The 25,156-nt window shown below is 64.3% G+C and carries 21 protein-coding genes; 8 read left to right on the forward strand and 13 right to left on the reverse strand.

Annotated elements, in window-relative coordinates; translation table 11 throughout:
• Positions 1-178 precede the first annotated feature (178 nt).
• A complete protein-coding gene (locus QSK17_RS11290) occupies positions 179-865 on the reverse strand; it encodes a winged helix-turn-helix transcriptional regulator (RefSeq protein ID WP_285704591.1) in 687 nt (228 codons plus the stop codon).
• An 86-nt stretch (positions 866-951) separates the two neighbouring features.
• Here QSK17_RS11290 and QSK17_RS11295 point away from each other — a divergent pair, with 86 nt between their 5' ends.
• Entirely contained in the window at positions 952-2,100 is a 1,149-nt protein-coding gene (locus QSK17_RS11295) for an acyl-CoA dehydrogenase family protein (protein ID WP_285704592.1), read from the forward strand.
• Positions 2,101-2,183: 83 nt separating this feature from the next.
• Here QSK17_RS11295 and QSK17_RS11300 read toward each other — a convergent pair whose 3' ends face one another.
• Positions 2,184-2,648, reverse strand: a complete 465-nt coding sequence (locus QSK17_RS11300; protein ID WP_352231792.1) for a WD40 repeat domain-containing protein — start codon at positions 2,646-2,648, stop codon at positions 2,184-2,186.
• Here QSK17_RS11300 and QSK17_RS11305 point away from each other — a divergent pair.
• Complete coding sequence (locus QSK17_RS11305) at positions 2,535-3,056, forward strand: hypothetical protein (protein ID WP_285704821.1); 522 nt, start codon at positions 2,535-2,537, stop codon at positions 3,054-3,056. The two genes, QSK17_RS11300 and QSK17_RS11305, sit on opposite strands and share 114 nt — an antisense overlap.
• A 112-nt stretch (positions 3,057-3,168) precedes the next feature.
• On the opposite strand, the gene QSK17_RS11310 is transcribed toward QSK17_RS11305, so the two are convergent.
• The 3 genes from QSK17_RS11310 to QSK17_RS11320 form a co-directional block, all read right to left on the reverse strand.
• Positions 3,169-3,615: an ATP-binding protein gene (locus QSK17_RS11310; protein ID WP_285704593.1), complete on the reverse strand. Its 447-nt coding sequence runs from the start codon at positions 3,613-3,615 to the stop codon at positions 3,169-3,171.
• Positions 3,616-3,623: 8 nt separating this feature from the next.
• The gene (locus tag QSK17_RS11315; RefSeq protein ID WP_285704594.1) at positions 3,624-4,514 is read right to left on the reverse strand and encodes a HAMP domain-containing protein; all 891 of its coding nucleotides are present in this window, start codon (positions 4,512-4,514) and stop codon (positions 3,624-3,626) included.
• Positions 4,515-4,978: 464 nt separating this feature from the next.
• Positions 4,979-6,058, reverse strand: a complete 1,080-nt coding sequence (locus QSK17_RS11320) for a PP2C family protein-serine/threonine phosphatase (protein ID WP_285704595.1) — start codon at positions 6,056-6,058, stop codon at positions 4,979-4,981.
• Positions 6,059-6,680: 622 nt separating this feature from the next.
• Here QSK17_RS11320 and QSK17_RS11325 point away from each other — a divergent pair.
• The 4 genes from QSK17_RS11325 to QSK17_RS11340 all read left to right on the forward strand — a co-directional run bounded on the left by QSK17_RS11325 (position 6,681) and on the right by QSK17_RS11340 (position 10,091).
• A complete protein-coding gene (locus QSK17_RS11325) occupies positions 6,681-6,953 on the forward strand; it encodes a CoA transferase (RefSeq protein ID WP_285704596.1) in 273 nt (90 codons plus the stop codon).
• 365 nt (positions 6,954-7,318) lie between these two features.
• Entirely contained in the window at positions 7,319-7,630 is a 312-nt protein-coding gene (locus QSK17_RS11330) for a hypothetical protein (protein WP_285704597.1), read from the forward strand.
• Between the two features lie 96 nt (positions 7,631-7,726).
• Positions 7,727-9,154 (forward strand): tyrosine-type recombinase/integrase, encoded by a 1,428-nt coding sequence (locus QSK17_RS11335; RefSeq protein ID WP_502889189.1) that lies wholly within the window; start codon positions 7,727-7,729, stop codon positions 9,152-9,154.
• A 268-nt stretch (positions 9,155-9,422) separates the two neighbouring features.
• Positions 9,423-10,091, forward strand: coding sequence for a DUF2637 domain-containing protein (locus tag QSK17_RS11340; RefSeq protein WP_285704598.1), 669 nt, complete (start codon positions 9,423-9,425; stop codon positions 10,089-10,091).
• A gap of 311 nt (positions 10,092-10,402) precedes the next feature.
• On the opposite strand, the gene QSK17_RS11345 is transcribed toward QSK17_RS11340, so the two are convergent.
• The 8 genes from QSK17_RS11345 to QSK17_RS11385 all read right to left on the reverse strand — a co-directional run bounded on the left by QSK17_RS11345 (position 10,403) and on the right by QSK17_RS11385 (position 21,268).
• Positions 10,403-11,500 (reverse strand): caspase family protein, encoded by a 1,098-nt coding sequence (locus QSK17_RS11345; protein ID WP_285704599.1) that lies wholly within the window; start codon positions 11,498-11,500, stop codon positions 10,403-10,405.
• Positions 11,497-13,944 (reverse strand): GAP1-N1 domain-containing protein, encoded by a 2,448-nt coding sequence (locus QSK17_RS11350; protein ID WP_285704600.1) that lies wholly within the window; start codon positions 13,942-13,944, stop codon positions 11,497-11,499. The genes QSK17_RS11345 and QSK17_RS11350 overlap by 4 nt, the downstream gene beginning before the upstream one ends.
• On the reverse strand, positions 13,941-14,801 hold the full coding sequence (locus tag QSK17_RS11355) for a TRAFAC clade GTPase domain-containing protein (protein WP_285704601.1): 861 nt from the start codon (positions 14,799-14,801) through the stop codon (positions 13,941-13,943). Before QSK17_RS11355 ends, QSK17_RS11350 begins: the two co-directional genes overlap by 4 nt.
• The gene (locus QSK17_RS11360; protein WP_285704602.1) at positions 14,798-15,637 is read right to left on the reverse strand and encodes a TRAFAC clade GTPase domain-containing protein; all 840 of its coding nucleotides are present in this window, start codon (positions 15,635-15,637) and stop codon (positions 14,798-14,800) included. Before QSK17_RS11360 ends, QSK17_RS11355 begins: the two co-directional genes overlap by 4 nt.
• 107 nt (positions 15,638-15,744) lie before the next feature.
• The gene (locus QSK17_RS11365; protein WP_285704603.1) at positions 15,745-17,091 is read right to left on the reverse strand and encodes a GTPase-associated system all-helical protein GASH; all 1,347 of its coding nucleotides are present in this window, start codon (positions 17,089-17,091) and stop codon (positions 15,745-15,747) included.
• A gap of 928 nt (positions 17,092-18,019) precedes the next feature.
• Positions 18,020-18,229: a hypothetical protein gene (locus QSK17_RS11375; RefSeq protein WP_285704604.1), complete on the reverse strand. Its 210-nt coding sequence runs from the start codon at positions 18,227-18,229 to the stop codon at positions 18,020-18,022.
• Between the two features lie 519 nt (positions 18,230-18,748).
• Positions 18,749-19,801 (reverse strand): DNA cytosine methyltransferase, encoded by a 1,053-nt coding sequence (locus QSK17_RS11380; protein ID WP_285704605.1) that lies wholly within the window; start codon positions 19,799-19,801, stop codon positions 18,749-18,751.
• Positions 19,802-20,215: 414 nt separating this feature from the next.
• Positions 20,216-21,268, reverse strand: a complete 1,053-nt coding sequence (locus QSK17_RS11385) for a DNA cytosine methyltransferase (protein ID WP_285704607.1) — start codon at positions 21,266-21,268, stop codon at positions 20,216-20,218.
• A 102-nt stretch (positions 21,269-21,370) separates the two neighbouring features.
• Between QSK17_RS11385 and QSK17_RS11390 the strand changes: the two genes are divergently transcribed.
• Both QSK17_RS11390 and QSK17_RS11395 read left to right on the forward strand, forming a co-directional pair.
• The gene (locus QSK17_RS11390) at positions 21,371-21,823 is read left to right on the forward strand and encodes a very short patch repair endonuclease (protein WP_285704609.1); all 453 of its coding nucleotides are present in this window, start codon (positions 21,371-21,373) and stop codon (positions 21,821-21,823) included.
• A 341-nt stretch (positions 21,824-22,164) separates the two neighbouring features.
• Entirely contained in the window at positions 22,165-25,125 is a 2,961-nt protein-coding gene (locus tag QSK17_RS11395) for an ATP-dependent helicase (protein WP_285704610.1), read from the forward strand.
• Positions 25,126-25,156: the final 31 nt, after the last annotated feature.

The raw sequence follows: 25,156 nt of genomic DNA on the forward strand, positions 1-25,156 counted from the left end.
CCGGTGCGGATCGCATCATGTGATCGCACAGGTTCTGTGCGGCGAATGCCATGCCCCCGAGGTGAAGACCGCGATTGAGGTCGTGGGGTTTCGTGTAGCGCGGTGCGCAGTTGGGACTGTGCGCAGGCCGGCCCCGCCCGTCCCTCGATGATGAGAGCGCCACCCCTCCCCGTGTCGATCAGCTCACGCGGTGCGGGCGAGGGACCTGGGCGAATGTGGACAGCCTGAACCACCGGGGCACGGCGCGACGTAGCGCCTCCGGGCCGTGTACCTCGACAGCCCCGGAGCGGAGGGCGTCGGACCAGGTGAGATCGCCACGCCAGATCTCGGTCATCCGCCGCAGGCCCACGATCACCTTCACCGTCAGCGGATAGCCGGGATCGTCGTCGCATACGTCGACGTCGCCGCGGGTGATAACCAGCCACCAGTCGCGGGTGTGCGCTGCCACATCGGTGAAGCTGAACTGCACCACCGTGCGCTGTTCAGGGATGACGTCGTGGTCGACGTTGCGGTGCATGTCCCACAGCAGCAATTGCGGGTCGAGGTCCTCGTCACCCAGCTCCGGGATCCAGCGGATGCCCCAAGCGCCCAGTGCTTCGACCACCGGCTGCAGCTCATGCCCGGCCGCAGTGAGCTGGTACCGCACCCGGTTGCCGTCGGGACGGCGCTCCAGGACGCCCGCGCGCTCCAGCCGGTTTAGTCGCCTGGACAGCAGGGAGGGGGACATCCTCGGCACCCCGCGGCGCAGCTCGTTGAAGTACCGGCTTCCGGTGACCAGTTCCCGGATGATGAGCAGCGTCCAGCGCTCGTCGAGCAGCTCCATCGCCTTTGCAACAGGGCAGAATTGTCCATACGAGGATCCCACGCCGTCAGGGTAACCCCGAGACGAAATCACCAGGTGGTACACATCTAGTACTAGAGGCGGGTGCCTGGCGTTTTTAACGTCGAGCCATGACTCTTACAGTGAACCCGACCGAGCACGACGCCGACGTCGTCGCGCTGGCCGCCAAGGTCGGCCTGAGGTGCGCGCCGAGCGAGGCGGAACACGACCTGCACGCTACCTTCGTCGCCGAGGGCTACCAGGCGATGAAGGATTACGGTTACCTGCGGCTGGCCGTACCCACGGAGTTCGGCGGCCTGGGGGCCGCACTGCGTCAAGTCGTGCTGGCTGAGGGCGAGCTCGCCCGGCATGCCGGGTCGGCCGCGCTGGCCGCGGCCATGCACCTTTACATGACTCTGGTCCAGTGCTGGCGGCACCGTCGAGGCGCGCCGGACGCCGAGGGCGCGCTGCGCCGAGTTGCCACGGACGGGCTGATCATGGCTACCAGCGGCGGATCGGACTGGGTGTGCCCAACGACGACGGCCGTCGAGGTCGACGGTGGGTTCCGGTTCACCGGACGGAAGACGTTCTGCTCACAGGCGCCGGTCGCGACTGTCATCTCGACCTCGGCAGTGCTCGGGGAACCCGGACCCGACGCCGAGGTGCTGCACGCGGGGGTACCGCTGTCCAGCCCCGGCGTGTCGCTGGTCGAGACCTGGGACACCCTCGGGATGCGTGGCACTGCCAGCCATGACCTGGTGTTCGACGACGTGTTCGTCCCGGCCGACAAGATCCTCGGTCGCCGGCCGTACGGGAAGCTCGCGGGGCCGCTGCTGGTCGCCGCCATTCACTTCGCGCCCGTCGTGAGCGCGGTCTATCTGGGCATTGCTCAGGGGGCGTACGACGAGGCGCTCCGCGTCCTCGGCGCGCGTGCCGGAGACCCTGCTCCGGCGGCGGTACGTCAGCTGGGGGAGATAGCCGCCCGCCTGCGGGTGGCCTGGTGGGCGCTGATCGCCGCTGTCGAGGAAGTCGGTGACGACCCGCCGGCGGACGAGCCGACCTTGATCACGCTGATGGTGGCCAAGCGGCACGCCGTGTGTGAGGCGAAGGCCATCGTCGACCTCGCTCTCGATGTCGTGGGAGGTGCGGCCTTCTTCCGGAGCTCCTCGTTGGAACGGGCATATCGGGACGTCCGCGGAGGCTCGTTCCACCCCATCACCCCCGAGGCGACCTTGGCTCTGGTCGGAACCGCCGCGCTGGCCAATGCGGAGCGCCTCTGACCTGGATGGGCGTTAACCCTTGAAATGAAGCTTGAGATCTTCGAGCAGGAAGCCCGAAAGTGGCAGCCATGGGTTCAACGCGTTCAGCGTGTAAGCACTGGTGCGCAGACCGTCTGGAATGGCTCGGGCAAGCCATAGTCGCGCCACTCCTGCGGAGTAAGGGATCGGCCTGCCACCCTGCATGCGGAAGAAAATAGATCACGATCGGCAGAAGGCGGGGTGCTCCACAACCGCACCGTCTGGTCGTTGCTGGCTGTGGCGAGGGCGTGGCCGTCGGGGCTGAGGGCCAAGGCGTTCACGTAATCGGTGTGGCCGGTGAGTGGGGTGCCGGTTGGGCGGTGGGTGGTGACGTCCCATAGCCGCACGGTTTTATCGTCGGGGGTAGGCAAGGATAAGGGCATCATTATTACCAAGGCCGCCGGAAAGTGAACAGCATGAACGGGTTGGGAAATATAAACTCCATATTGGCCCTCTTCGGGGAGATGCGTACGACTGACGTGCTCGTCCCCGGATATATCGATCATGACGACGAGCCGCCGAGTTTCCATCCATGGACGGTCACAGCGTATTTCGCGCTTGAGAACGCAATGGTCAGGATGGATTCCGTCCAGAACTACAGTCAGCTCAAGCTGAGTGTGGTCGATGAAATGGCTGTCCCCGACGAAATTCTGCGCGAAGAGGAGCAGTTCGCGGTGGCATCCTACTCTCATCTCTTCTTCGCGGACGCGTACGAATCGTTCAGGTGTACGCAGGTCAGATATGTCGAGGATGAATCTTCGGATGCAAGCCAGGCTATCGTGCAATGCATTGAATTCGTATTTGAGGATAATTGGCCCGTCTTTGTTGATCCTGAATGGCATTTCGGTGTCAGGCTAGAGGGTGCCGGCGGCCTTGATCGTTGGCTTGAATCGAACTCGCCGCAGAACTCTCGGTTGGTTACCTGGTGTCCATCGTGACGCCTTCGAGATCCTGCGGCACGCAGGCGACGGGGCCTGATCTCTTCCCACCGCCCCTACTGCCCCGCCGCGATTCCCGGCGGTTCGGCGCCTTGCCGGTGCGCGCCGAATGTCACGCTTCTGCTGGCAGGTGAGCGTGGTTTGGGGGCGGCGCGGTCTGGGCGGGGACGCGTAGCACGAACCGGGCGCCGCGGGGGCTGTCTTCGAGGGTGAGGGTGCCGCCGTGGGTTTCGGCGATCTGCCGGGCGATCGGCAGGCCCAGGCCGGTGCCGCCGGCGTCTCTTTGGCGGGAGGCCTCCAGGCGGGCGAACCGCTGGAAGACGATCTCCCTTTGGTCGGGGGCGACGCCCTCGCCGTCGTCGCACACCTCCAGCACCGCAGTGCCCGCCTGGAGCGTGAGGGTGACCGTGATGGTGGTGTCGGCGTGGCGTTCGGCGTTGTCCAGCAGGTTGTTCAGCAATCGGGTCAGGCCGATCCGCTCCCCGTTGATCACCACGCCGGGGGCGAGGTGGCGGAGCACCGCGACCCTGCGCGGCCGCCGGTCCAGCTCGCACGGCACGAGGTCGGTCAGGTTGACGGGGGCGAGGCAGCCGCAGATCCCGGCGTCCAGCCGGGCGATCTGCAGCAGGTCGGTGACCAGGTCCTGCAGGTGTTCAACGCTGTCCAGGAGAGCCCCGCCGTCTGGGGCCAGTTCGTCTCTTCGGGGTACATGAGCCCTTCCTCGACCTGTGCGCGCATGGCGGTCAGCGGGCTGCGCAGGTCGTGGGAGGCGTCGGAGGCGAAGCGGAGATGCTGCTCGACCGCGGACTGGGCGCGGTCCAGGGTCCTGTTCGCGGTCTCGGCCAGATCCCGCAGTTCGTCGCGGTACTTCGGTACCGGAACCCGGTGTCCCAGATCGCTCGCGGTGATCTGGGCGAGTTTGCCGCTGATCGCGCTGACCGGCGCGAGGGTCTTGCCGACGATCCGGCGGGTGCCCACCGCGGTCGCGCCGACCAGCAGGAGCCAGCCGGCGGCGAGCGGGACCAGCAGCCGAGGGCCCACGTACCAGGGGACATCGGCAACGGCCATGTTGAGCCGCCAGACACTGTTGGCCCGGTGGAAGGGATACTCGACCGCGATCTTGCACTGGTCGGGGAACACGGGTCCGCCGCACCGTCTCTCGGTCGCGTAACCGTCGACATCGGGTTGCAGGTTCGTCATCGATGGCTTGCCCGCCATGTCCGGGGTGGTGCCGACCATCGTTCCTACCGGGTTGAACACCTGCATCGATGCGTTGTACCTGCCCGGCGCCAGGTGGGGGGCCGCGCCGCTGTGGCGTATCTGCTTGACGACGTTCATAGCGTGGGCGACGAGTTGCTTGGTCCGGTGCTCGGCGGCGGCTTGCTGTGCCACGACCAGGACGAGCACCGCGACGGCCGTGCAGAGCAGCGCCATGACCGCGCTCGCCACCATGGTCAAGCGGGTCCGGATGGAGCACTCATGCCACACGCTCACCTTGATCAATACCCCATTCCGGCCAGACGCACGGCCCTACACTCATAAAACGAGACTCACCGCCAAAGGCACGCAAGCATCACTGAAAGCGCATGTAACGCCTATGTCATGGCGAAGGAGGCTCACGAGGCGAAGTTGCCAGAGAGTGAAGGGCGCCCCTACCAGCGGCAGGCGGACCGGTAGGGCGGATCCTCCTCCGGCGAGGCCGGCGGCGTTTCCGCCTCGGGCGTCGGGAGGCTGGCGCGGTGCCGGATCATCGTGCTGGGTTATCTGCGGTTTTCCCCCGGGACGAGGGGTTTGAGCAACAACGGAACGGCCAGTGGCGGTAGCTATTAGGCGTGTTTCGTCTGATTGGCCTACAGGCTCTTCGGTGGGCTGATCGGCCTACGCGCGTCCGGTGGTAAGGCGGCCGTCGCCGAGGGCGACCGTCACGGGCGGCCCGGCGAGGACGGGCCGCCCGGCCGGTCGTCCGTCGCGCGGACGGCGACGGCCGCGATGTCGTCGTCGAGTCGGCCGTGGCTGTAGTGGACCAGGTCCCTGTGCAGCTGCTCGAGCAGCCGGGAAGGGGAGTCCGCGTTCCACTGGCCCGCGCGCTGCGTCAGCGGGAAGAACGCGCCGGTGCGGTCGCGGGTCTCGGTGACGCCGTCGGTGTACAGCAGCAGTTGGTCGCCGGCGGCGAAGGGAAGGGGGTCGATGTGATACTCCTGCCCGAGCAGGGCGCCCATGTTGATGGGCGGCGAGGGAGCCGTGGGAGTGACCTCGCGGACCGCTCCCGCGCGGAGCAGCAGCGGCGAGGGGTGGCCGCAGTTGACGATTTCGACCACCGATCCGTCGTCGGGGAACTCGGCGAGCAGGGCCGTGGCGAAGTACTCCAGGTCGTCGCCGGACACCAGCGTGACGTAGCGGTTCATGCTCACGTCCAGTCGGCGGGCCAGCCGCGCCAGGTCCGGCTCGTCGTACGCGGCCTCCCGGAAGCATCCGACGATCGCCGAGGCCATGCCGACCGCGGGGAGTCCATTGCCGCGAACGTCTCCGATGATCAGGCGGACGCCGTGGGGCGTCTCCAGCGCTTCGTAGAAGTCACCGCCGACACGGGCCTGGGCCGCGGCAGCGAGGTAGAGCGCGTCGATGTCCAACCGGCCGAGGCGGTGGGGCATAGGGCGCAGCAGGACCTTCTGTGTCGTCTCGGCGACGGAGCGGACCTGGGCGAGGGTCTCCTCCCGCTGCTGGCGCACATGGCTGGCGGAGGCGGCCGCGGCGGTCACACCCGCGATCACCGCGATGGTGAACAGGTGGGTGTGCGAATCCTCCGGATGGGCGATGGTTACGGCGATCAGGACGTCGATGGCCAGGGCCAGCAGGCCGAGGGCCACCGTTTCGACCACCGGCCACATCGAGGCGGCGAAAGCGGGGGCGACCACGAGAAAGCTGCTGAAGTAGAGGTGGCTCGGAGTCAGAACGGCCACCACGGTGACGACGGCGGTCAGCGCCAGGGGCGCCAGGAGCACCGGCTCCTTCCAGAGAATGGCCGCGCGACGCCACAATCGACTGGAATGGTTCACGATTCACCTAAGCATCGTAGGGTGACTAATTTTTACCCTACGTGATTGAATCCGGCTGTCTGGATCGGCTGCGGCAAGGCGTCGGCGGGCGGGCGGTGGCCGAATCAAGCAGAGTCGCGCGGTTCGCTCTCGGCCGCATCCACCGGCGCTGTCAGGCCTGGCGCAGAGCGGCGTCGGCGGAGTCCACGGCCTGAGGGACCTCACGAGCCGCGCCTCGGGCAGTGCGCAGGGTGTTGAGCATGCCGCCCGCCGTCCGCAGGCCGGGCGGCGGCTCCGCACGGTCAGCCGAAGGCGTCGGTGATGTGCTGGGCGCTCATCCGTAGGGCCCGGACTACCTATCGCTGGGACACTCGCCCTCCCTGCCCACGCTGACCAACCGCCGATCTGCGCGACCTCTTAGTCAACGGGTTCAGGATCACCGCAGGTCAGACACAACTTCGTTGGAAATTTCTTCATTGCTACAAGTGCCGTCAATTGCATCAGATGCGATCCGGCGACAGATGGGTGTCCGCCTGTCTCGTGGTAGGTCCAGCGGGCCGGTGAGCTGGCTGTTCAGCCTGGACCGGACGTGATCTGGCCAGGGCCGGTGAGGACGTCCACCAGGGCCACACCGGTCTTCACCGGCTGCCCGGGCGCGGGACCCGTAACGCACGTCGAGGTCAATCTGCTCTCGACCTTGCTGTCGAGCCTGGTCAATCAGGCCGCCGGGTACACCCTCGCCAGCCGGGTTCCGGGCATCATGGGCAACCGGCACCCTTCGATCGCGCCCTACGAGGTCTACCAGGCCAAGGACCGGCCATTCGTCATCCGGCGAACTGGCGGTCGTTGCCGACGGCGATGACCGCGGACGGCGACCCAGTCAGGGCAGAAGTGATCGTGACTGTGTCTCCGGACTGACGCCGCGCCCGCAGATCACCGGCGTCGGGCTCCGATGAGAGAGCTCCGTCATGGGCGCCGTCCACATGAACGCGGTAGTCGTCTGCGTCTCGGGAAGCCGGGACGCTGGCCTCGAACACCCTGAGATCGGGAGTGTTTCATGGCGGGAATGACCTGCCAGCGTGTGACCTCACTGCTCGCGTAGGCAACCGACCCTCACCACCGTTCTTATGCCGGTCGAGATCCCGACGGGTCCTCGATCAAACAGGACCTACGCCGACTGATGTTCGGGCAAGTCATCGCGCGCGCTGAGGTCCTCGCCCTTTGGATGTGGCGATCGAGGAGAGCGAGCGCGTGGAGCGACGGGCAACAGCTCATGAAGTCCAGCTCACGTGCGACAGGCGTGAGCGGCCGTCTGCTTGCGTGCATTGGACGGGCACGGTCACCGGACTTCGTTTGAATGACTATCCGCGGAGAGCCGATCACGGCGGCGTGATCATGATGCCCAGGAAAACTCATTTGAACCTGTCGGTGACCCCTGGAGGCGTTCAGACCGACGGTCAAACGATCAAGGGCCTGACCGCTGTTTCCAGCGATCAGGCCCTTGACCTGCATCTATCGGGTCGGGGTGGCGGGATTTGAACCCACGGCCTCTTCGTCCCGAACCGCGAGCGCTGCTTCAATAGAAGATGTTTAAGGCGTCACGATCTGTGTAAAACCCCAGGTAGAAGCCATAGTGTGAGTGTTACGTGGTCCCGCCGAATGTTAGCTCCTGGTGCAGGGTCCACTAACGCGGCACTAACGGACGATCAAGGGGGTTACTTGGGCTACTCGTTCAAACGGCTCGACTCGCGCGGCCGGGTTCGCTACACAGCCTGCTACAAGGACATACGCGGAAACGTCGTCTCAGCAGGCACCTACTCATCAAAGCGGGCGGCGGACAAGGCATGGCAGCAGGCCGAAGCCCGTATGGACCAGGGGAAAATCGGCCATCCCAGCCGAGGCAAGCAGACCTTCGATGAGTACGTGAAGAACACCTGGCTCCCCAACCATCAGGTGGAGCCGTCGACCATGCAGAGCTACACGTACACGCTGAACAGGCATATCCTGCCGACCTTCGGCCCCATGCGAATGGTCGACATCCTTCCCGAGCACGTCAGGGCGTGGATCGCCAAGCTGAAGGACGACGGCGTCAAGGCACCGACCATCAAGTACGCCAAGGTCCTGCTCAGCGTAATCTTCACGACCGCGCTGAACGACCAGGTGACGTACATTCACCCGTGCCGAGGTGTGAGAACGCCGACCGTTGCGGTGAAGCCCCGGACCGTGATCACACCCGAGCAGTTCGACGTGCTCTATCAAGCTCTGCCCGACAGCGACACGCAGTTGCTCATCGAGACCGCGATCGAGACCGGGCTTCGGTGGGGAGAGCTGTCCGAACTCCGGATGAAGGACCTCAACACGAGAACCCGGATCCTGACCGTGAGCCGCGCCGTGGTCGAGGTCAACCCGAAGTTCCACCCGACCGGAGGGCGCTTCATCGTCAAGGAGTATCCCAAGGACAAGGAGTTCCGCCGGTTCAAGCTGAGTCGGCAGATGGTCGAGAAGCTCGAGGAGCACGTCAGGAGCGAAGGGCTGGATCGCGACGACCTGCTCTTCACCTGGAAGCACGTTCCGCGGGCTCGTTCGCGGACCAAGGCGTCTCTCGATGTGGACACGCTCGGCTGGACCAAGCCGAACGAGAATGGCAAGACGTACAAGCATGGGACGTTGTCTGCGTACAACGCGGGCAAGTGTCGCTGCGAGTACTGCCGCGCTGCTTTCGCGCAGTACCGGGCGAAACGCCGAGGTGAGGAAGGGAGGGACGACCCACGCCAGCCTCGGCAGCGCGATACCGACGGCCACATCCCGGCCGACTGGTTCCGGCGGCAGGTCTGGAAGCCCGCACTGAAGGAAGCCGACTTGGGGATCAACGTGCGCATTCACGACATGCGGCACGCTCATGCTTCATGGTTGCTGGCCGGCGGTGCGGACCTGCAGGTGGTCAAGGAGCGGCTCGGCCATGCCTCCATCGCCACCACCGAGAAGTACCTGCACACCTTGGACGATGCCGACGAGACCGCGCTGGATGCGTTCTCGAAGATTCGGAACAGGTCGTCAAGGTGAACGAAGCCACCCCGTATGCACCGAGATGTCGATTCACCAGGAGGAGGAGCTGATCAGGAGAAGGGCAGGTGTTCAGGCCTGGCCGAGAAGAGGCAGGAACTTCATGGTGGTGTTCCTCGCTGGTTCGTCGGCGCCGCCAATTGGTGCTGGGCAGCCGATCCGTAGACCTCCCCGCATATGGGAGTTCATGACGGTGGGGGGAGGCGAACCAATTGCACATCCGTTCGCCCTCACCACCCGCTTCCTGCTCGGACAGAGGTGAGTAGCTGTGGAAGCCGATCTCACCTCGGCGGACCATCGCATCCGGCGTACGACGATCGCAGGTGTTTTCCTACTGGCGGCGATCGCGGCGGTCGTCTCGTTCAGGCACATCCACGAGCTCTGCCTGCGGCATAGTGAGGATCACCTGGCGGCGGTGCTCATCCCGCTCGCCGTCGACGGCCTGATCGTCGTTGCTTCGATGTCCATTCTCCTGGCCAACCGGTGCGGCTCCCGCGGCGGCCTCCTGGCGTGGAGCCTGCTCGTGGTCGGAAGCCTCGCCAGCCTCGGCGCGAACGTCGCCGAACCAAGCCTGATCGGCCGCATCATCGCCGCCTGGCCGAGCGCGGCCTTGATCGGTAGCTACGAGCTCTTGATGTCGCAGATCCGCCGGTACACGCGTGGACAGGCAAGGGCTCGAAATCTCTCTGCTCTTAGCCCTGATCCTGCCACCGATGCCGATGCCGACCACATGGGGCAGCAAGGCGATAAGAACTTGTCCCATGAGGACAACGGGAACGGCCGTAGTTTGCAGCGAGAGGCCTGGCGGTGGGCGCAGCAGAACCGTGAGGCAGGCGGAGATCTGCCCAGCGGCGTCGCGATTGCCCGGGCCTTTGCCCGCAGCCCGCGCTGGGGCCGCCTGGTCAAGAGCGCCGGAACCGCAGGAGAGCTGAGCTGACGCGAGGGGGTTGGACCTATCGCGGCGCGGGGACGCTGACAACGTCGAGACATGATCAGATCGCTGAAAGCTTTGGCGTTCGATTGTTATGGTGCCGCAGGTGTGAGGCCCCGGCAGGAATCGAACCTACGACACCAGGTTTAGGAAGCACAGCGGCTTCCCAGGTGGATTTCCTCCTTGACCTGCTAAAACGCGAGATGGCTGTTAAGTTGATGCCTCTCATGGGACGGCATTGGGACCAAGCGACATGGAACGGCCCTACCGACAGGAGCACTCACCGCTGGCGGATATTTAGGAGGCTGGTCGATCTATCAGGGCAGCCAGGACGCGAGTTCCTGGTGGTGGGGAAAGTCGTCGAGCGCGGTCGCGACCAGGGTTCCGATACTGATCTGAGGGCCGCCGCCTCCGCGTTGCAGAGTGCGCAGGGCGGAGAACCACGTCGCGCGGCCTGTTCCGGCGAGCCTAAGGCGGGAGAGGTCGCCACCGGACCGGAGCCAGATGTCCTGATCGGCGGGGCCGGCGGGATAGAGGTCTGCCATTGTTGCCTCGAGTTCGCGCCATCGGTCGAGCGGGACAGGCGTCGCGCCCGCGACAGCTTTCCTCCCCCCAAGGTCGAGGGCGATGGGGAAATCGTCCTCGACATCCGTGGCTTTGAGAACGGGATGCTGGTCAGGGTGGGCTTGAGGAACATGCCCGGAGATGTGATTGAAGAGGTCGAAGACACGGATAAGCCCGTCGCCTCTAGTGTGCGCACCGCCCCTGAGCGCTTGGAGGAGGCATTCGGTGAAGATACTGTTGCGGGCGCCTGGCAGGGCATAGGAGAACTCGGTCGCCCGAGAGGAAGCTATAACCACCCGTCCGGTACCTTGAGCGAGGCGCTGGAGTGACTTCTCGTCGAATCCGGGACGGAGGTTCCCGGCGCGACCACCCTTCAGGGTGCTCGCACCCCCGGAATGACAGGCGTCAAGGAGGACGAGCAGTCGTCGCGCCTGAATGGCGGCAAGGGCGGTGGAGAACTCAGCCTCCAGTAGCGTGGTGCCCTGCATGTTGTCGTCGCGAAAGTCGACGGGAATCAGGGCGCTGGTCTCAGCGCCGCCGTGATCGAACCTGCCGCCGTGACCGGAAAAGAAGATGATGACCGTGTCGTCTGGTCGGGCAGACGAGGCGAGTTCGCCCAGCTCGGTGCGGAGGGCGTCGAGGGTGGCCTCCCCGTCGACTAGGAGTCGGACGTTATCGGGCGGGAAACCGCAGTATTCGGGTGCTTGGAGCACCGCAGCGGTATCCCGGGCATCGTTCAACACAGCATCAGGAAGTGCATGGTTTCCGGGATAGTCAGCGACGCCAACGATTAGCGCACGGCCTTGGTTGAAGATCAAAGGATCCATACCTCCATAGATGGAAACGGTCATCGGCGGCCTTCGAACTCTCTCTCGCCAGCCAGGAAGGTCAGTGAGACGTTCGCGGGGTAGTCCTCCCGCATAGTGTTCAGGAGTTGTCCGATTGGAGGCCTTCCGCTGCCGCGGCGGATCCGGATGAGCGTTTCGCGCCACTGTCCGCGGCCGTTTTGGTGGGAGGCGAGGTCGGCGTCGTGGCCGCCTGACCGTTCCCACAAGCCGTCGTGGCCGGGGCCGGTCGGGTATAGCTGCGCGACTAGCTCCTCAAGCAAGTCCCATTTCTCATCCGAGCTGATCTCAGACAGGCGGTGACGCCAACGGTCGAACATCCCAAATAGGGATGCACAGGTGCGCAGCGCGGGCCGAACGTCCTCCCGTCCGCGTTCCAGCATCCGCAGTAGCTCGTCGGCGGAAGGCTTCCAACGGCGATCTCGCACCAGATGACCGATCGCCACTGAGTCACTCGTGGAGAATTCGTGGATACGGGTGGTCGCGCGGTGTAGCCACAGCAGGAATCGATGCTCTTCGAAATCAGCCAGCATCGCCATGATCCGGACGGCCTCGCCGTCGAGCTGGTCGAGCAGCTTGTCGAGCTCTGGATTGCCACGGAGGGCGACCTGGAGCTCGGCTTCCGGTACGGATATTTCCTGCGGTGCATGGGTGAGCCAGCCGCTGGCGGTGGCGCGCAGCAGCTGGGTCCTTGCCGGGTCGCGCAGCTGCGGCCAGAGCTCGACGCGGCGGGTGAAGCGGGACAGGTCGGCCAGCGGCGTGAGCGACAGATGGTTGATGAGATCGGCTTCGACGGCGCGGCCGTCGAGGAGATCGAGGAGGATCGTTTCGAAGGTGGCGCGTGGGTCGATCGGGCCGCGCCAGGCGTCCGGATTCTGCCCCAGTGAGGCAGTCCAGATCGCGCGTGCGGTCGGTTCCGAAAGGTCCACACAAGTGAGCAGCTCCGGCGTGGCAGCGACGGCTTTGGCCGCCATGTCGATTATCCGGGAGTCGCCGATGTCGACCGCGCAGCCGATGACCTCGGCGGGAGCGGCGTTCCTAAGTGCCAGGCGCAAGCCTGCCACTGCGGGCGGCGGTTCGACCGCGACCTGCATACGTGCGGCCTCGACCGGGCTGAAGGCGGCGGATGCCGTTACGCCGTGCAGCCGGTGCAGTTGCCGTTCCCTAGCGAAGTCGAGGATTTCGCGGGCAGCCGCGGTTGCCAGGTCGTCAGGGGCGGTTTCGACGAGGAAATCTTCGAACGCATCGTCGGCTCGGGCCGTCTCGCACAATGGGCGGACGATCGTCGGGTCAGCCGTGCTCCATCGCCAGAACGCGAAAGCGAGGCGCTCCGTTGTGCGGGCAGCGGTCGACAGGCCATTCAGGATTGCGATTCGCCAGTCCGGAACGCTTTGGGACGGGTTCGCCATATTCGCGACCATCACACGGAAGGACTCGTCCTGAGTTGCGGGGAAGGAATTCGTCACCAGCCATTCGGACAGTGCAGTCCAAACAGGCCGTGCTTCGGCGAATCCTGTGAGGTTGAGGTTGCGCAGGGTCAAAGCCTCCGCAGCCGACGCCTCGCGGATCTGCCCGACCAGGCGGCTCAGCAGGCGAGTTTTCCCAGCGGAACCGTGATCAGGATCGGGCGACAGCCGCTGGGTGAGCCGCACAGCAGCGAGAACGTTGTTGAAGATCTCGGGCTCCGAGGTGGAGAACAGATAGGTGCTTTCCAGGAGGGCGAGATCACCGAAGCTCTTGAGGGCCGCACCAATTTCTTCTCCGAAGACGCGCAGGACGTCACCTTCAGGACGCCCGCAAAGCAGGGTTGCTGCGGGTGAGGACGCGACTGGGCTCTCAGGGCTGATTAGTCGATGCCCGTTCCAGCGGGATACCAGCTCGGGGGGCGTGCAGATCAGCGCGGGTTGAGGCGTTTCGACTAGGTCGGTGGGGCCGAAGCTCAGTCGGAAGGCGAAGGTGCGGCGTATCTCTGGCCAGAGCCTCCCCCAAAGGGACGCCACCAGATCATCGAAACCGTCGATCTCGGCTCGGACGATGGGGCCGTTCCCGTGCGTTGTGAGCGCGGCTGCCGCTTGCGCTAGATCGGGTGCCTCCGGTGGAAGGGCGGTTCCTGGCCCAACCTCCAATGTCCGGAGGTCCGCGGGTGCGACGATCAAGGCGGCGATAAGCGGTCGGAGATCGGGTGTGGCGATGAGTTCTTCCAGCGGTGCCATCAGCGCATGCGTCAGGACCATGCCTGACCTGTCAGCTCTGGGATCAGGGAAAGTACGTGCGAGGACATAGAGGTCGCCCCGAGGGAAGCCACGGAGGAAGGGCTGCCAGCGCACGCCGCGCGGCGCTGTGTCGGGCAGGTCGAGGCGTGGCGCGAGGTCTGCGGGTATGTTGCCGCCGGCGGCGCGCAGGCCGTGGCCGCCATGCACCTCGCCGAACAGAGCCTGTTCGACGATCACTCTCGAGTTCCCTGCGCGCCTGGTTGCTCCGTTTCGTCCAGGAGCATGTGAATAGGCTCGGTCAGATCGGGTGACCGCGAGCCGTCCGTGCGGATCACATAGCCGAAGTGCTCGGCTCCGTGAGCCACGTACTGGTCATCCTGCACGTCCGGCTTGAGGGCCCGGCCCAAGGCCGACAACCCCATGACGGACGGCGTACGCCAACTCGAATGGAGGAAGTCCCAGAGCATGGGCAGCGCGCTTGCCAGGGCGGTTCCCGGGTCCTGTTCGGGGTCGAGTTCATCCCAACAGGTGAGGAGCACGCCGAGACGCGGCCGATCGATAGGGCTTCCTCCCGTTACGCCCGCCACATAGATCAGCATTTGCAGCAATTCGATGAGCCGAGCCTGATCCGAAGTCCGTCCGCCACCATCGCTGGCAGGAGAGTCACGAAGATCGGCGAGCTGGCGAGAGAAGATATCGTCGCTCGTCCTGATCGCCTGAAGCCGAATGAGGAGCAGCCAAGCCTTAGCGTCTCGTGCCCGCGTCGCCCAGGCAGTAGGCACACGTCTCGATGCGATCATTGATCTGATCTGCTCGCCGCCGTAGTCGGGCCAGACGAGATCCGCCTGCCGCCCTCGAGCGCTGGAAACAGGCCACAGACTGTCCACATAGGTCGAGGTCGCCGTGTGATCGGCGGACATTCCTTCGTCGAGACGCGCAAGTGCGGCCTCGAATGGATCGAGGTTCGTTGCCTGCCCGTTCATGCGGAGGAGGCCATCACCGTTCATGAGCCGCCGAAGCAATTGGGCACCGTAGTGCGTCTTTCCCACCCCGCTCTCGCCGATCAGCAGGACAGAGTCGCCGGTTACACTCATGCCGGGACCGCGCCAAGCAGGAAAAATGGGTCGTCGCTTTTTGCCAGATGGGTCGGGAGTACCACCCCGGGCCGTCGCGCCTGAAGGACCCAGTCGAGGAGCGCGGTCCAGCCGGTCTCGGCCTCCAGGACACTGACAGAGAATTCCGCAGCGTCGGGCATCAGCTGCAGCACAGACTGTTGAACCGCTTGCTCCATTTCTGGTTCGACCTCGATGTCTGCCTTAGTCCAGACGAGCGCTACAGGGCGCTCTCTGCGCTCGGCGGCCAGCCGACGAGCCAGTCGCTGGAAAGAGCCACGGGCTGCACCCCGGCGTTCCCCGGCGAGCGCCCCACGATCCGCAATAAGCAGCAGGATGTCCGCATGATCGGCGATCCAACGCGCCCCCTCGGCCTGCGCTGCGTCACGGTTACTTTCCCATCGCTGGAACCATTCACCCGGCGCATCTGTGAACAAGTAGTCAGTCGAACGACGTTGCCCCTCCTCAATGAATGACAGATGGAGGAGTCCTGGAGCGCGGTCCCCGCGACTGGTCGTGTGCGGAGGAAAACTCGGCATCCGACCAGGTGCCCAGCGCAGCGATCCCGCGACGGTTTCCCATCCTTCCAGCGAGAACGAGCCGGAGAAACGACGGTCGGTGGGGTGAGCTTCACCCCGGCCGAGCAGTAGGTACCAGGCGGCGAGCAGCGTCGTCTTGCCCGCGTTTGCCGGTCCGATGATCCCAATGATCATAGGTCGAGCGCGGCCTGCCACGAAGGCGAGGTCGGCGAGCCCCAAAGCGCCTCCCGACCAGGGCAGCAGAAAGTGGTCATCTGCTTCATCCTCGGTTGCCTTCAACGTAGGGTCAGCGGTCCAGTCGGGGCAATCGGCGAGTTCAATTTGGCCCAGAGCACAGGTGGTCTCCGGAGCGAAGCAGTGGTTTTGCGGGCATCGTTTCAACTCGCTCAGCCCGTCCGGCCGCGCCGCTTGGAGGTGGTCTGGTCGGCAACCGCTCGGACCGCTTGAAGCTCACGGAAGATCCAGGCAGCCCATTCCGGTAGGGAGAACTCCGTATCTGGCGCCAGCCCCGTCAGCCGGTGGAACTCGTTCACGTCAAGGGAGACAGCGACCTCGGGGTGGGCGAGCAACGACAAGAGTGGCACGCGGCCCGCTGGCGCGGCGATCCATTCGGCGACAGCGTCACGGAGCGCGACCAAGGTGGCGTCATCCTGCGCAATCAGGACCAGGTCGCGGATCGTGCTGGTCTTCCGGACATCGACCGCAGGAAGTCGCAGGACGGTTTCGTAAAGAAAAGCCGTCACGCTCGCCGGGGTGAACGTGGGGACCTGCCGATGCAGGTCGAAAGCCATCAGCGTTACTGCGACCTCGGGTGACATCTCGCGGTAAGAGAGCCGGGTGGAGGGCGAGAACAGTGCCTCTTTCCACCAGAGGAGGTTGGTTCGCCGCTCAAGTCCCGCTGTCGCACCACTCACCGACTTGAGAGCCTGCTCGACGTGGCCGGAGACGCTAGCCATCAGCGTCTTCAGAGCTTCCGTCAAAGATTCCTGCTCCACCTCGGCGTTTTCGACCGCGTTCTCAATGACGTCGGCCGTGGCATTGGCCATGCGCTCGCCAAACTCCGTCACCCATTGCGCGGGATTACTGCTTGCATGGTGAGGGTTGCCGTTCGTGCTTACGTCTGATCCCGTCCGCGGCTGGTGGAACGTCGCGCCCGCAGCCGCCCGGTACTGGTTGGTAAGCTCGACGCGGTCAGTCTGCTTCACGGTCAGCTGGATCATCGGGTCGGAGTTCACCAGGTCGAACGAAATCGACGGAACTGTGATCGAGGCAGGCGCCGCCCACTCCTCCTCGGCTCGTCTATTGACGACGGCCTCTACGTCGTTGACGATGTCGGACCAGATCGCCTGCTCATCGCCCGTTTCCAAGTGCGGAAGGGCGTTTCTGGCTAGCGCGACAAAGGCCACCCCGATGCGTTCGTCGGCTGCCGCCGCCTTGACCAGGGCGTCCAAGAGCATCGCGCGGACAACGGCCATCGGTGTGCTGGCGAAGACGTTGGCGTAGGTAGTCCACTGCTTCTTCAGCGCCTCCAGTGCTTCGATGACGATCGGGTCGTCCTTGGGAACCCGCGGATCGAAAGCAACCAGAGAGAAGGGCACAGCCTTGGATGGGGCTTTCTTCAGAACGCCCACAAGACTGCCCGTCGTCTGCTGGATCTTTGCGAGCCTGGTGTCGTCTCCACCCACGTCAACTAGACCGTGGGTGAGAAAGCGGAGAATGACGTCCTCGCTCACCTAACCTCCACAACGCCACGTCCTGAAGTGTCTGGCGAGCAACTATACGCCGATGCCGAGGTCTCGTTTGGACTGATGTTCGACGTGCCGGACGTTACTCTCAGGGCGGACCAATATGGGACGTTTTGTCGAATATCCGACGCTGCGCAAGCCAATACCGAGTACGGGACAGCGAAGGATGGCAGGCTATTCCGAACCAGGAAAGGAACCAGGGCTCCGGCGTAGTTGTGGTTTAAGGCCTAATGCCCGGATCTTGCGAGGAGGTTGGCCGGGATACGCAAGCAGGCGCGACTTTAGCGATCATGGAGGTTGTCGAAGTCTTGATCATGAGAGAAGACCGTGCGGCCCCCACGTGATCCCCGATCTCCTGTCCGAGCGTGATCGCTCCTGCCCAATGAAGCCTTACTGTCCGATTCGATCACGCTGAGATAACGTCAATGGCTCTGACCGTTAGCGTTTGACGAGGGCCGTGGTCACGGCCTGCCCAGGAAGCGCCGGTCGCTGACCCGGCAGGGTAAACGGCGAGCGGCGCCGGACCTGGTCGGCCGCACGTTCACCACGGTCGCGTCGGACGTGTTGTGGGTCGGCGACGGCACAAGCATCGACACCGATGAAGGAACGCTGTACCTGGCCACAGTCGAGGACCTGTTCTCTCGCCGGCGGAGATTGAAACGCCAGCCCCGCCTGGGCGGAGCCTGGACAGCGGATAACTACGGGGGAAATGAGGTTGTGAAGAAGGGAGCGCAGTGCGAAGCTGTGTCCGATGGTCCCGGAATCTTCCTTCGAGCCAGAACTCGAGCTTCCTCCGGAGGCAACCCTCTGGTTGCCGAGCCCCGACCCGGATGATGATGAGTCCGGACTTGGCTACTTCCATGAGACATGGTCGATTCGTGACGTCACGACGGGGTTCGCCTTCGAGATTCTGAAATCAGAGCTCAATCTCGCCCGTCTCGTAGATGAGGCTTCCCGTGACCCGCACGAGTTCGAGACAGTCGCCTCTGCCGTCGAGTTCCCCGACCCAGAGAACGCGGATCGAGTTGAGTTTGGCCACGTCTGTGAAGATCTCATGTTCGAGATCACCGGCGATGTTCCTCCTGACCTGGAGGGGCTGGAGCTTGGGGTTGCAGGGCTCGTTCACGCGCTAGCCGCCTATGGATGCGTGCCGACTGCTAGCTGCAGAGGCCATACGTACGAGCCGCCGAGGCGGCCATGGTCCGATAGGCCGGTGGTGTACTTCGGAGCATGCAGAGCATCTGGTTCCGCTGGTCCGAGCCTCAGGATGTGGATTCAACTTCGACTATGAGCGGCCTAAGTTGATATTGATTGAGGCGCCGTCAATCGCCGAAACAATTCGGCTCGCAGAGAGGATCCTACTCTCGATGCCTTCGGGGCTTTCTGTGGAGCAGCGGATCTTCCTGTCGGAAGCCAGAAACGGGCCTGGAAGCCCTAATCAATCCGCCCTCTGGTAAAAACGGCGATCAGCGCAGATCTTGAGTTGGTGATCGGCGCTCAGTCAGTTTCTACGGTGGGCCTGCCGTTCCTGACGGCTGTGGCGCGAACCAGGCAATTGCCGTAGCAAGGCTCGCGCTCAGGGTGGATCAGTTCTCCCGCGGCAGGGGGGCATGCCGGAACGTCCACCCCATCTGGCACATGGGATTCATTGGCCTACAGTCTCGAACCACAATGGCAGACGTGGAGCTGTCCATTTGTTGAGAAGCTTGGGGTCCAGGTCGAGCGCTGCGACAAGAACGTGGGCGGCGAGCAGCGGAGGAATGGCGTTGCCGATCTGCTGGGCGATGTCGCGACCACTCCATGGATAGTCGGCAGGGAAGGTTTGGAGCTGTCCTGCCTCTGCAGGAGTGAAGCGGGGAAGCATGGTGCTGTCGGGTGCGATCACCCGGTTGCGTGAGATCTTTCCGGTGACGGTGGCAGATGGTTCCGTGGACTTGCGTAGGCCACGGGCTTTGGGGTCGCCGCCGGTGCCGTAATTGGAGACGACGACGAAAGGATTCGGCCGTCGCAGCACATCCCCCATCGTCACCCAAGGTTTGATGCCTCCGGCTTCCTCGGGGCGAGGCACCCCCTTGCGGTACGGGTGATGAGTCGCTGCGGGCAACGTCACGTCGACCTTGCCCTTGTCCTTTCGTCGGGCGATCAGAACTGCGCGACGACGAGTCTGCGGCACTCCGTATTCCTCCGTGCGCAGCACGTTGTGGTCCACAGAGTATTCCAAGCCCGTGAGGATTTCATCCATCACTTCCCAGACTGGCCGGACAGCTGGTACCTGCTCCAAGATGATTGCGTCGTAGGGGCGTTCATTTTCTATCGCCCTGATTACCCATCGAAGAGGTTCCAGCACCAGAGCCGTTCGTGGGTCCGAAAGCTTCTTTAGATCTGCGGTGACATCCTCGCCGTTGGCCATGCGCTTTGCGAAGGTAAGCACATCGTTGAGATCCTGGCGGCCGGTGCCCGATCCTGCCACCGTATAGGTCTGGCATGGGGGACCAGCTGCGAGGACATTGGCTTTCGGGAAGTTTTCGGGTCCCCAATCGCACACGTCCCCTTGCGTGGTGCGCAGTCCGGCTGCTTTTCGCGTGGCACACGCATTGTCGTCCAGTTCGATGCCGACCACGGGGATACCGAGCCAGGTCGCCGCCACATCCAGTCCGCCGGGTCCGGCGAATAGGTCAACAATTTCGACGGCGTGCACGTTGTCTCCTGGCTGAGGGGATGTCAGAAGCGGCAGAACTCGCACGCCTTGACTGCTGATACACCTTTGAAGCTCCCCATGACTGGGCAAGCATACTCTCTGTTTACGGTGGCTGGCCACCGTGACATGGTGGAGTCATGCCCAACAAGCACAAGTACGCTTCCGCGGTGTATCGCCCGGATCCAGAGCTCCATGGGCGAGCCAAGGCGGCCGTCGCCGCGATGGGCTCTGATATGAACGCACACATCATCGGCTTCCTACGCTGGCTTGTCGGGGATACCGACGAGCTTCCTCCTCGCCCGACTCCAATGGAGTCTCGGCTCACTGACGAGGCAAGGGCGATCAGGTCATGAGCACCTTCACCAGGCGAAAGCTGATTCGTGTGGCAAAGCCCACCACTTAGACGATCTTGTCTCAAGGTGCTGGTCGAAGTGCAGCCGCGATCTCCCTGCCTACCGCAGCGGCAACGGGGGGCGGGAACGCGTTTCCTACCTGCCGGTACCTGGCCGTCTTCTTGCCGACGAACTTCCAGTCCGCAGGGAACCCTTGTAGAAGCGCCACTTGGGGGGTGGTCAACTTAGGCAGCCCCTCCCTGCCCTTCCTCCCCACACCATCACGCATGACGAACTCCGGGCCCGGAACCTCGTCCTCGATGCTGCTGCCGTTGACTCCGAGCCGGCACCAGATGGACTTGGCCCTGTCTGGGCCAAGGTCGCCGCCCCCGCGCTTCTCGGACCCGCCGACGATGGTGGGTGCGGTCTCGTCGGCTCTGGCGGCCCACTTGTCCGCCTCCGGCCAGCCACGGCTCGCCATAGAATCCCGCAGCACCTGACCGACGGTCTGAGTCGCCGGGGTCGGGACAGGCCAGCAGAAGCGTACGTGGTGCTCAGGGCGTAACGCGACGAGGACGCTTCGCACACGTCGCTGGGGCACTCCGAAGTTCTGCGCATCCAGCAGCCTCCACTCGACGACGTAGTCGAGGCTCACGAGTTCCTTCACAACACGCTCGCGGACTGCAGAGAACCCCTGCTTGCGAAGTAGATTGTCGACGTTCTCAATCATGATCGCGCGAGGCGAGAGGGCTTCGGCCAACCTGATCACTTCTGGGAAGAGATCTCTGTCGTCCTCTTCCCCGATTTGGTGACCGGCGACCGTATATGGGGTGCAAGGGACACCGCCAGCGAGTAGGTCGATCCCTGAGACCTCGGGGTACCCCTCCGGATGGAACGCGCGGAGATCCATCTCTAGCACGTTCCAGTCGGGACGGTTGGCCTTGAGTGTGGCACAGGCGTTCGGGTTGCGCTCGATGAGCATCACGTGTTCGAAGCCCGCTTGCTCAAGGCCGAGAGCCTGCCCTCCCCCACCTGCACATATCTCCAGGCTCCTGAGGGAAGTGTGATCGGTCTTACCCACTTCTGTCCTCTCGTCCAAGTTGATCGAGAGAAGGGTACTGACGATGACCGACAAAATAGGATCTGTCCACTTGGCTGGGGGTGTGGGTTCGGCCCAGGTGCCTATGAACGGCGGCACCGTAACCTGGCTGGCGATCCTCGTCGTACCTTGGACCTTGTGGGGCCGAAAGCAGAGTCGTGGGCTTCTAGCGCCGCCGTCCGGGCGAGCATGAGATCCAACAAGAGCCGCGATACCATACCCGAGCTCGCGTTGCGGCGAGCCGTTCATGCTCTTGGCCTGCGTTATCGCGTTGCTGTTCGCCCCCTTCCGGGGCGTCGCCTAACGGCCGACTTGGTCTTCCCTCGCCTTCGCATCGCAGTCTTCCTCGATGGCTGTTTCTGGCACGGATGCCCTGAGCATCACAGTGTGGCCAAGACGAATTCGGCCTACTGGGCCGAGAAGCTCCGTCGTAACCGAGAACGAGACGCGGACACCGATCGCCTGCTTAAAGAAGCAGGCTGGTCGGTCATCAGGATCTGGGAGCACGAGGATCCAGTAGTAGCGGCGCAACACGTCGCGGAGGTAGTTCACGCCGTGCGTGCCTCGCGGCTCGCAGCGCTCAACCGGTGATCAGTCCTTTCCCTGCGGCTGGGGTGTTTCCGGGACACGAGCGGCGATGATCTGGCCGGTGCCAGTAGGCGTTGGAAAAGATCACGCAGAGGTTGCGTGCTCGTGCGGCGCTATGTCGGCGTCGAGGCACGGGGCTCCCCTCCGCAGGCGCTCATGAACCCTCGGGCGATGGAGGAGCTAACAACGCGATGCGGCCTGAACGGAACTCTTGTCGTGCTTCCGGACTTAAGGATGCTCGGGGGGCGTCATCCCACGAAACTCCGATTCACTGCGGATTGTCAGACCCACCTGGCACTGTGTGACGAGACAACGGTGAGGGGATCAAGGAGGGGGAAGCACAGGTGGGTACTGAGGAAGCCCTGAGGGGATGGCTGACTCCGGAGCAGTATGCGGCGGCGGCGGCGTCGGAGAGAGAAGTACTGGCGCTCGCAGGTGCAGGGTCGGGTAAGTCGCGGACGTTGGCCGCCCGGGTAGCGCACCAGATGGCCTCCGGGGCGGCTCCCGAGTCGATCGTGGCCTTCACCTTCACGGAGAAGGCGGGCGAGCAGATCAAGATCCGCGTGGCCGCGGCTCTCAAGCAGTGCGGAATGGACCCGCTCATGGTCGGCGGGATGTACATCGGGACCATCCACGCCTGGTGCCAGCGGGTGCTGGGCGACATGGACGCCGGGTACCGGCAGTTCGACGTCCTGGACGAGATGCAGTTCCAGCTCTACCTGATCTCCCGCTACCCGAAGCTGGGAATCACCGCCTTACGCGACGCCTACCCCACGAAAGAGGGCAAGCGGCGCGGCTACTTCGAGGCCATCAAGAAGTTCGGCGGCGCCTGGCAGATGATGAACGACGAGCTGCTGGACCCCGCAGACGTCGCCGCCCAGCGCCCGGACCTCGGGACGGCGTTGGAACAGCTTCGGTCACACATGGAGCAGGACCGCTTCATTGACTTCTCCCTGATGCAGAGGCTGGTCGTCGAAGCACTCGAAGCCAACGCCCCCGGCGCCGTCCAGGCTCTGGCTCCGCTGCAGCACGTCCTGGTGGACGAGTACCAGGACGTAAACGTGATCCAGGAGCGCCTCATCGGTCTCATGCACCAGAACTCCAAGACCCTGTTCGTCGTCGGAGACGACGACCAGGCGATCTACGGCTGGCGCGGGGCCGATGTCACCAACATCCTGGAGTTCGACAAGCGATATCCGCAAGCGTCGGTGCACAAGCTGCTCACCAACTTCCGTTCCACCTCCGCGATCGTGGAGGCGGCCGGAGACTTCGCCGCCCAAGAGCTGGGCGCCGAGCGTCTGCCGAAGGTCTTGAGTGCCCACCTCGATCGCAGCCCCAGGGAATTCGCCGTCCAGCAGTTCCCCGACCGGCAGGCAGAAGCCGACTTCGTCGCAAACCGCATCCAGGAACTGCTCGGCACGGCGTACGAGGAACCCGACGGCACCGTGCGAGGACTCACCCCCGCGGACTTCGCAATCCTTATGCAGTCGACCGGACAGCTCGAGAGCGACGGGACCAAGCGTCATGCCGCCTACGTCCGGGCCCTGGAGGCGCGTGGAACCGTCTACGCCCTGAACGCGGGAGGCCAGCTATTCGACCGCGCCCAGCCGGCCGCGGTGCACAGCGCCTTCAAGCTGCTCCGGGAACGTTCCCCTAGCCGCAACGAGGTCGACCAGCTTTTCCACTCGGAACTGCTGCCCGCCTTCTCCTTCGCCGATCTTGGCCGTGTTCGCCACGTGTTCGCCGACTGGGGCCGGCGCATCCACGCCCCGGTCGGAGCGGGTCTTTCCCGGCAGCGGCTCTTCCCGCAGCAGCTCTTGCATGACCTCCTTCAGGCGCTCAACGTCGCTGGCAGCGGCTTCGACGACGGAGTCATGACGGACCTGGGTACCTTCAGCCGCATTCTCCAGGACGTGGAGAAGGTGTACTTCTCCATGGACGGGAAACAGAGGTTCACTGAGCTGCTCAACTTCCTGGGGAACGTGGCCGGCGACGGCTACGAGACGGACAACCAGATCATGCGCAGGCCGGACGCGGTCACCGTGTCGACGGTGCACCGGGCCAAGGGCCTGGAGTTCCCCGTGGTCTTCGTGGTCGACGTGGAGGCCAACCGCTTCCCCCGAAAGCGCCGCAGCTACGACGGGTGGATTCCCGCACCTCTCATCCAGCCGGCTCTCGACAACGGCTCGTATCAGACCGGCAGTCCCGATCAGGCTCGTCTCTTCTACACCGCGATCACTCGCGCAGAGCGCTACCTGTACGTCACGGGGGCGGCGCAGCTTCCCGCCGGAAAACGAGTCGCGAAGGTGTCGCCCTACGCCGCGAGGCTTACTCATCAGGAGATCCGTCGGGACCTCCTGGACCCGGGGGCGCCGCCGCCTATGACGCCGCCCCCGGCTACGCCCGAGCGACGGGGGGACGAGTCCGTGCTCCCGACGAGCTACTCGCAGATCCGCACCTTCCTGCGATGTCCCCACGCCTACAAGCTGAGCGTGGTGAACGGCTTCTCGCCGCCCATCCCCGAGCTGTTCGGATTCGGTCGGGCCGTACACGCTGCCGTGGGCAAGCTGCATCAGGTCTACAACGGGAACGCCCCCACTCCGGACGAGGCACGAGCGATCGCCGAAGGGCTGTTCCACCTCAAGCACGTGGCGCCCAGCTCCGATCCGATCAACCGTCCGGGCGCCTACGAGCGGGCGCGGGACAAGGCATCGGGCATCGTCTCCGACTACGCCGATAAGTACGCGAAGGATTTCGAACACAAGCGACAGGTCGAGCTTCCCTTCGAGATCCCCGTGGAGGGGGCGGTCATCTCTGGGGCCATCGACCTGCTTCTCAGCCTCGACGACGCCGAGAGGATCCAAGAAGCGTTCGTGATCGACTTCAAGACCATGGAGGGTGGTCCGGAGCCGACGACCAACCCGGATCTCGAATGGGAGGATCTCTCCCTGCAGGTCCAGCTGTATGCGCGAGGAGCGGAACTGGTTCACGGCGCGAACGCGCGGACCGGTGCAGTTCACCTACTCAAGGACGGTCAGCGGATTCAGGTCCCTGTAGATGCCGACGCAGTCGAAGCGGCGGTTACCAACGTGGAGTGGGCGGTGGGCCGGATCGCTGGCGGAGATTTCCCCCAGCGACCTTCGAGGAAGAAGTGCGACAGTTGCGATTTCGCTCAGATCTGCCAACAGAAGCCGGAGTCTTTCGCAACCGGGGATGAGCCGCCAATGCTCCATCTGCCAAGTGGCGCGGAGGAAAAGCGGCTCCGTCAGGTAACTGCTTTCTCTAAGATCGGACCGGATCAGTAACGATGCGAAAGCCGTGGCCCGAAGTCGGACT

The sequence above is a fragment of the Microtetraspora sp. NBRC 16547 genome (assembly GCF_030268965.1).
In the GTDB taxonomy this organism is placed as follows: domain Bacteria; phylum Actinomycetota; class Actinomycetes; order Streptosporangiales; family Streptosporangiaceae; genus Microtetraspora.

Excerpts from the sequence above, each read along its gene's own strand:
- QSK17_RS11355 (WP_285704601.1), bottom strand. The coding sequence starts at position 14,801 with ATGAGTGTAACCGGCGACTCTGTCCTGCTGATCGGCGAGAGCGGGGTG.
- QSK17_RS11295 (WP_285704592.1), top strand. The coding sequence starts at position 952 with ATGACTCTTACAGTGAACCCGACCGAGCACGACGCCGACGTCGTCGCG.
- QSK17_RS11300 (WP_352231792.1), bottom strand. The coding sequence starts at position 2,648 with ATGGAAACTCGGCGGCTCGTCGTCATGATCGATATATCCGGGGACGAG.
- QSK17_RS11345 (WP_285704599.1), bottom strand. The coding sequence starts at position 11,500 with ATGACCGTTTCCATCTATGGAGGTATGGATCCTTTGATCTTCAACCAA.
- QSK17_RS11305 (WP_285704821.1), top strand. The coding sequence starts at position 2,535 with ATGAACGGGTTGGGAAATATAAACTCCATATTGGCCCTCTTCGGGGAG.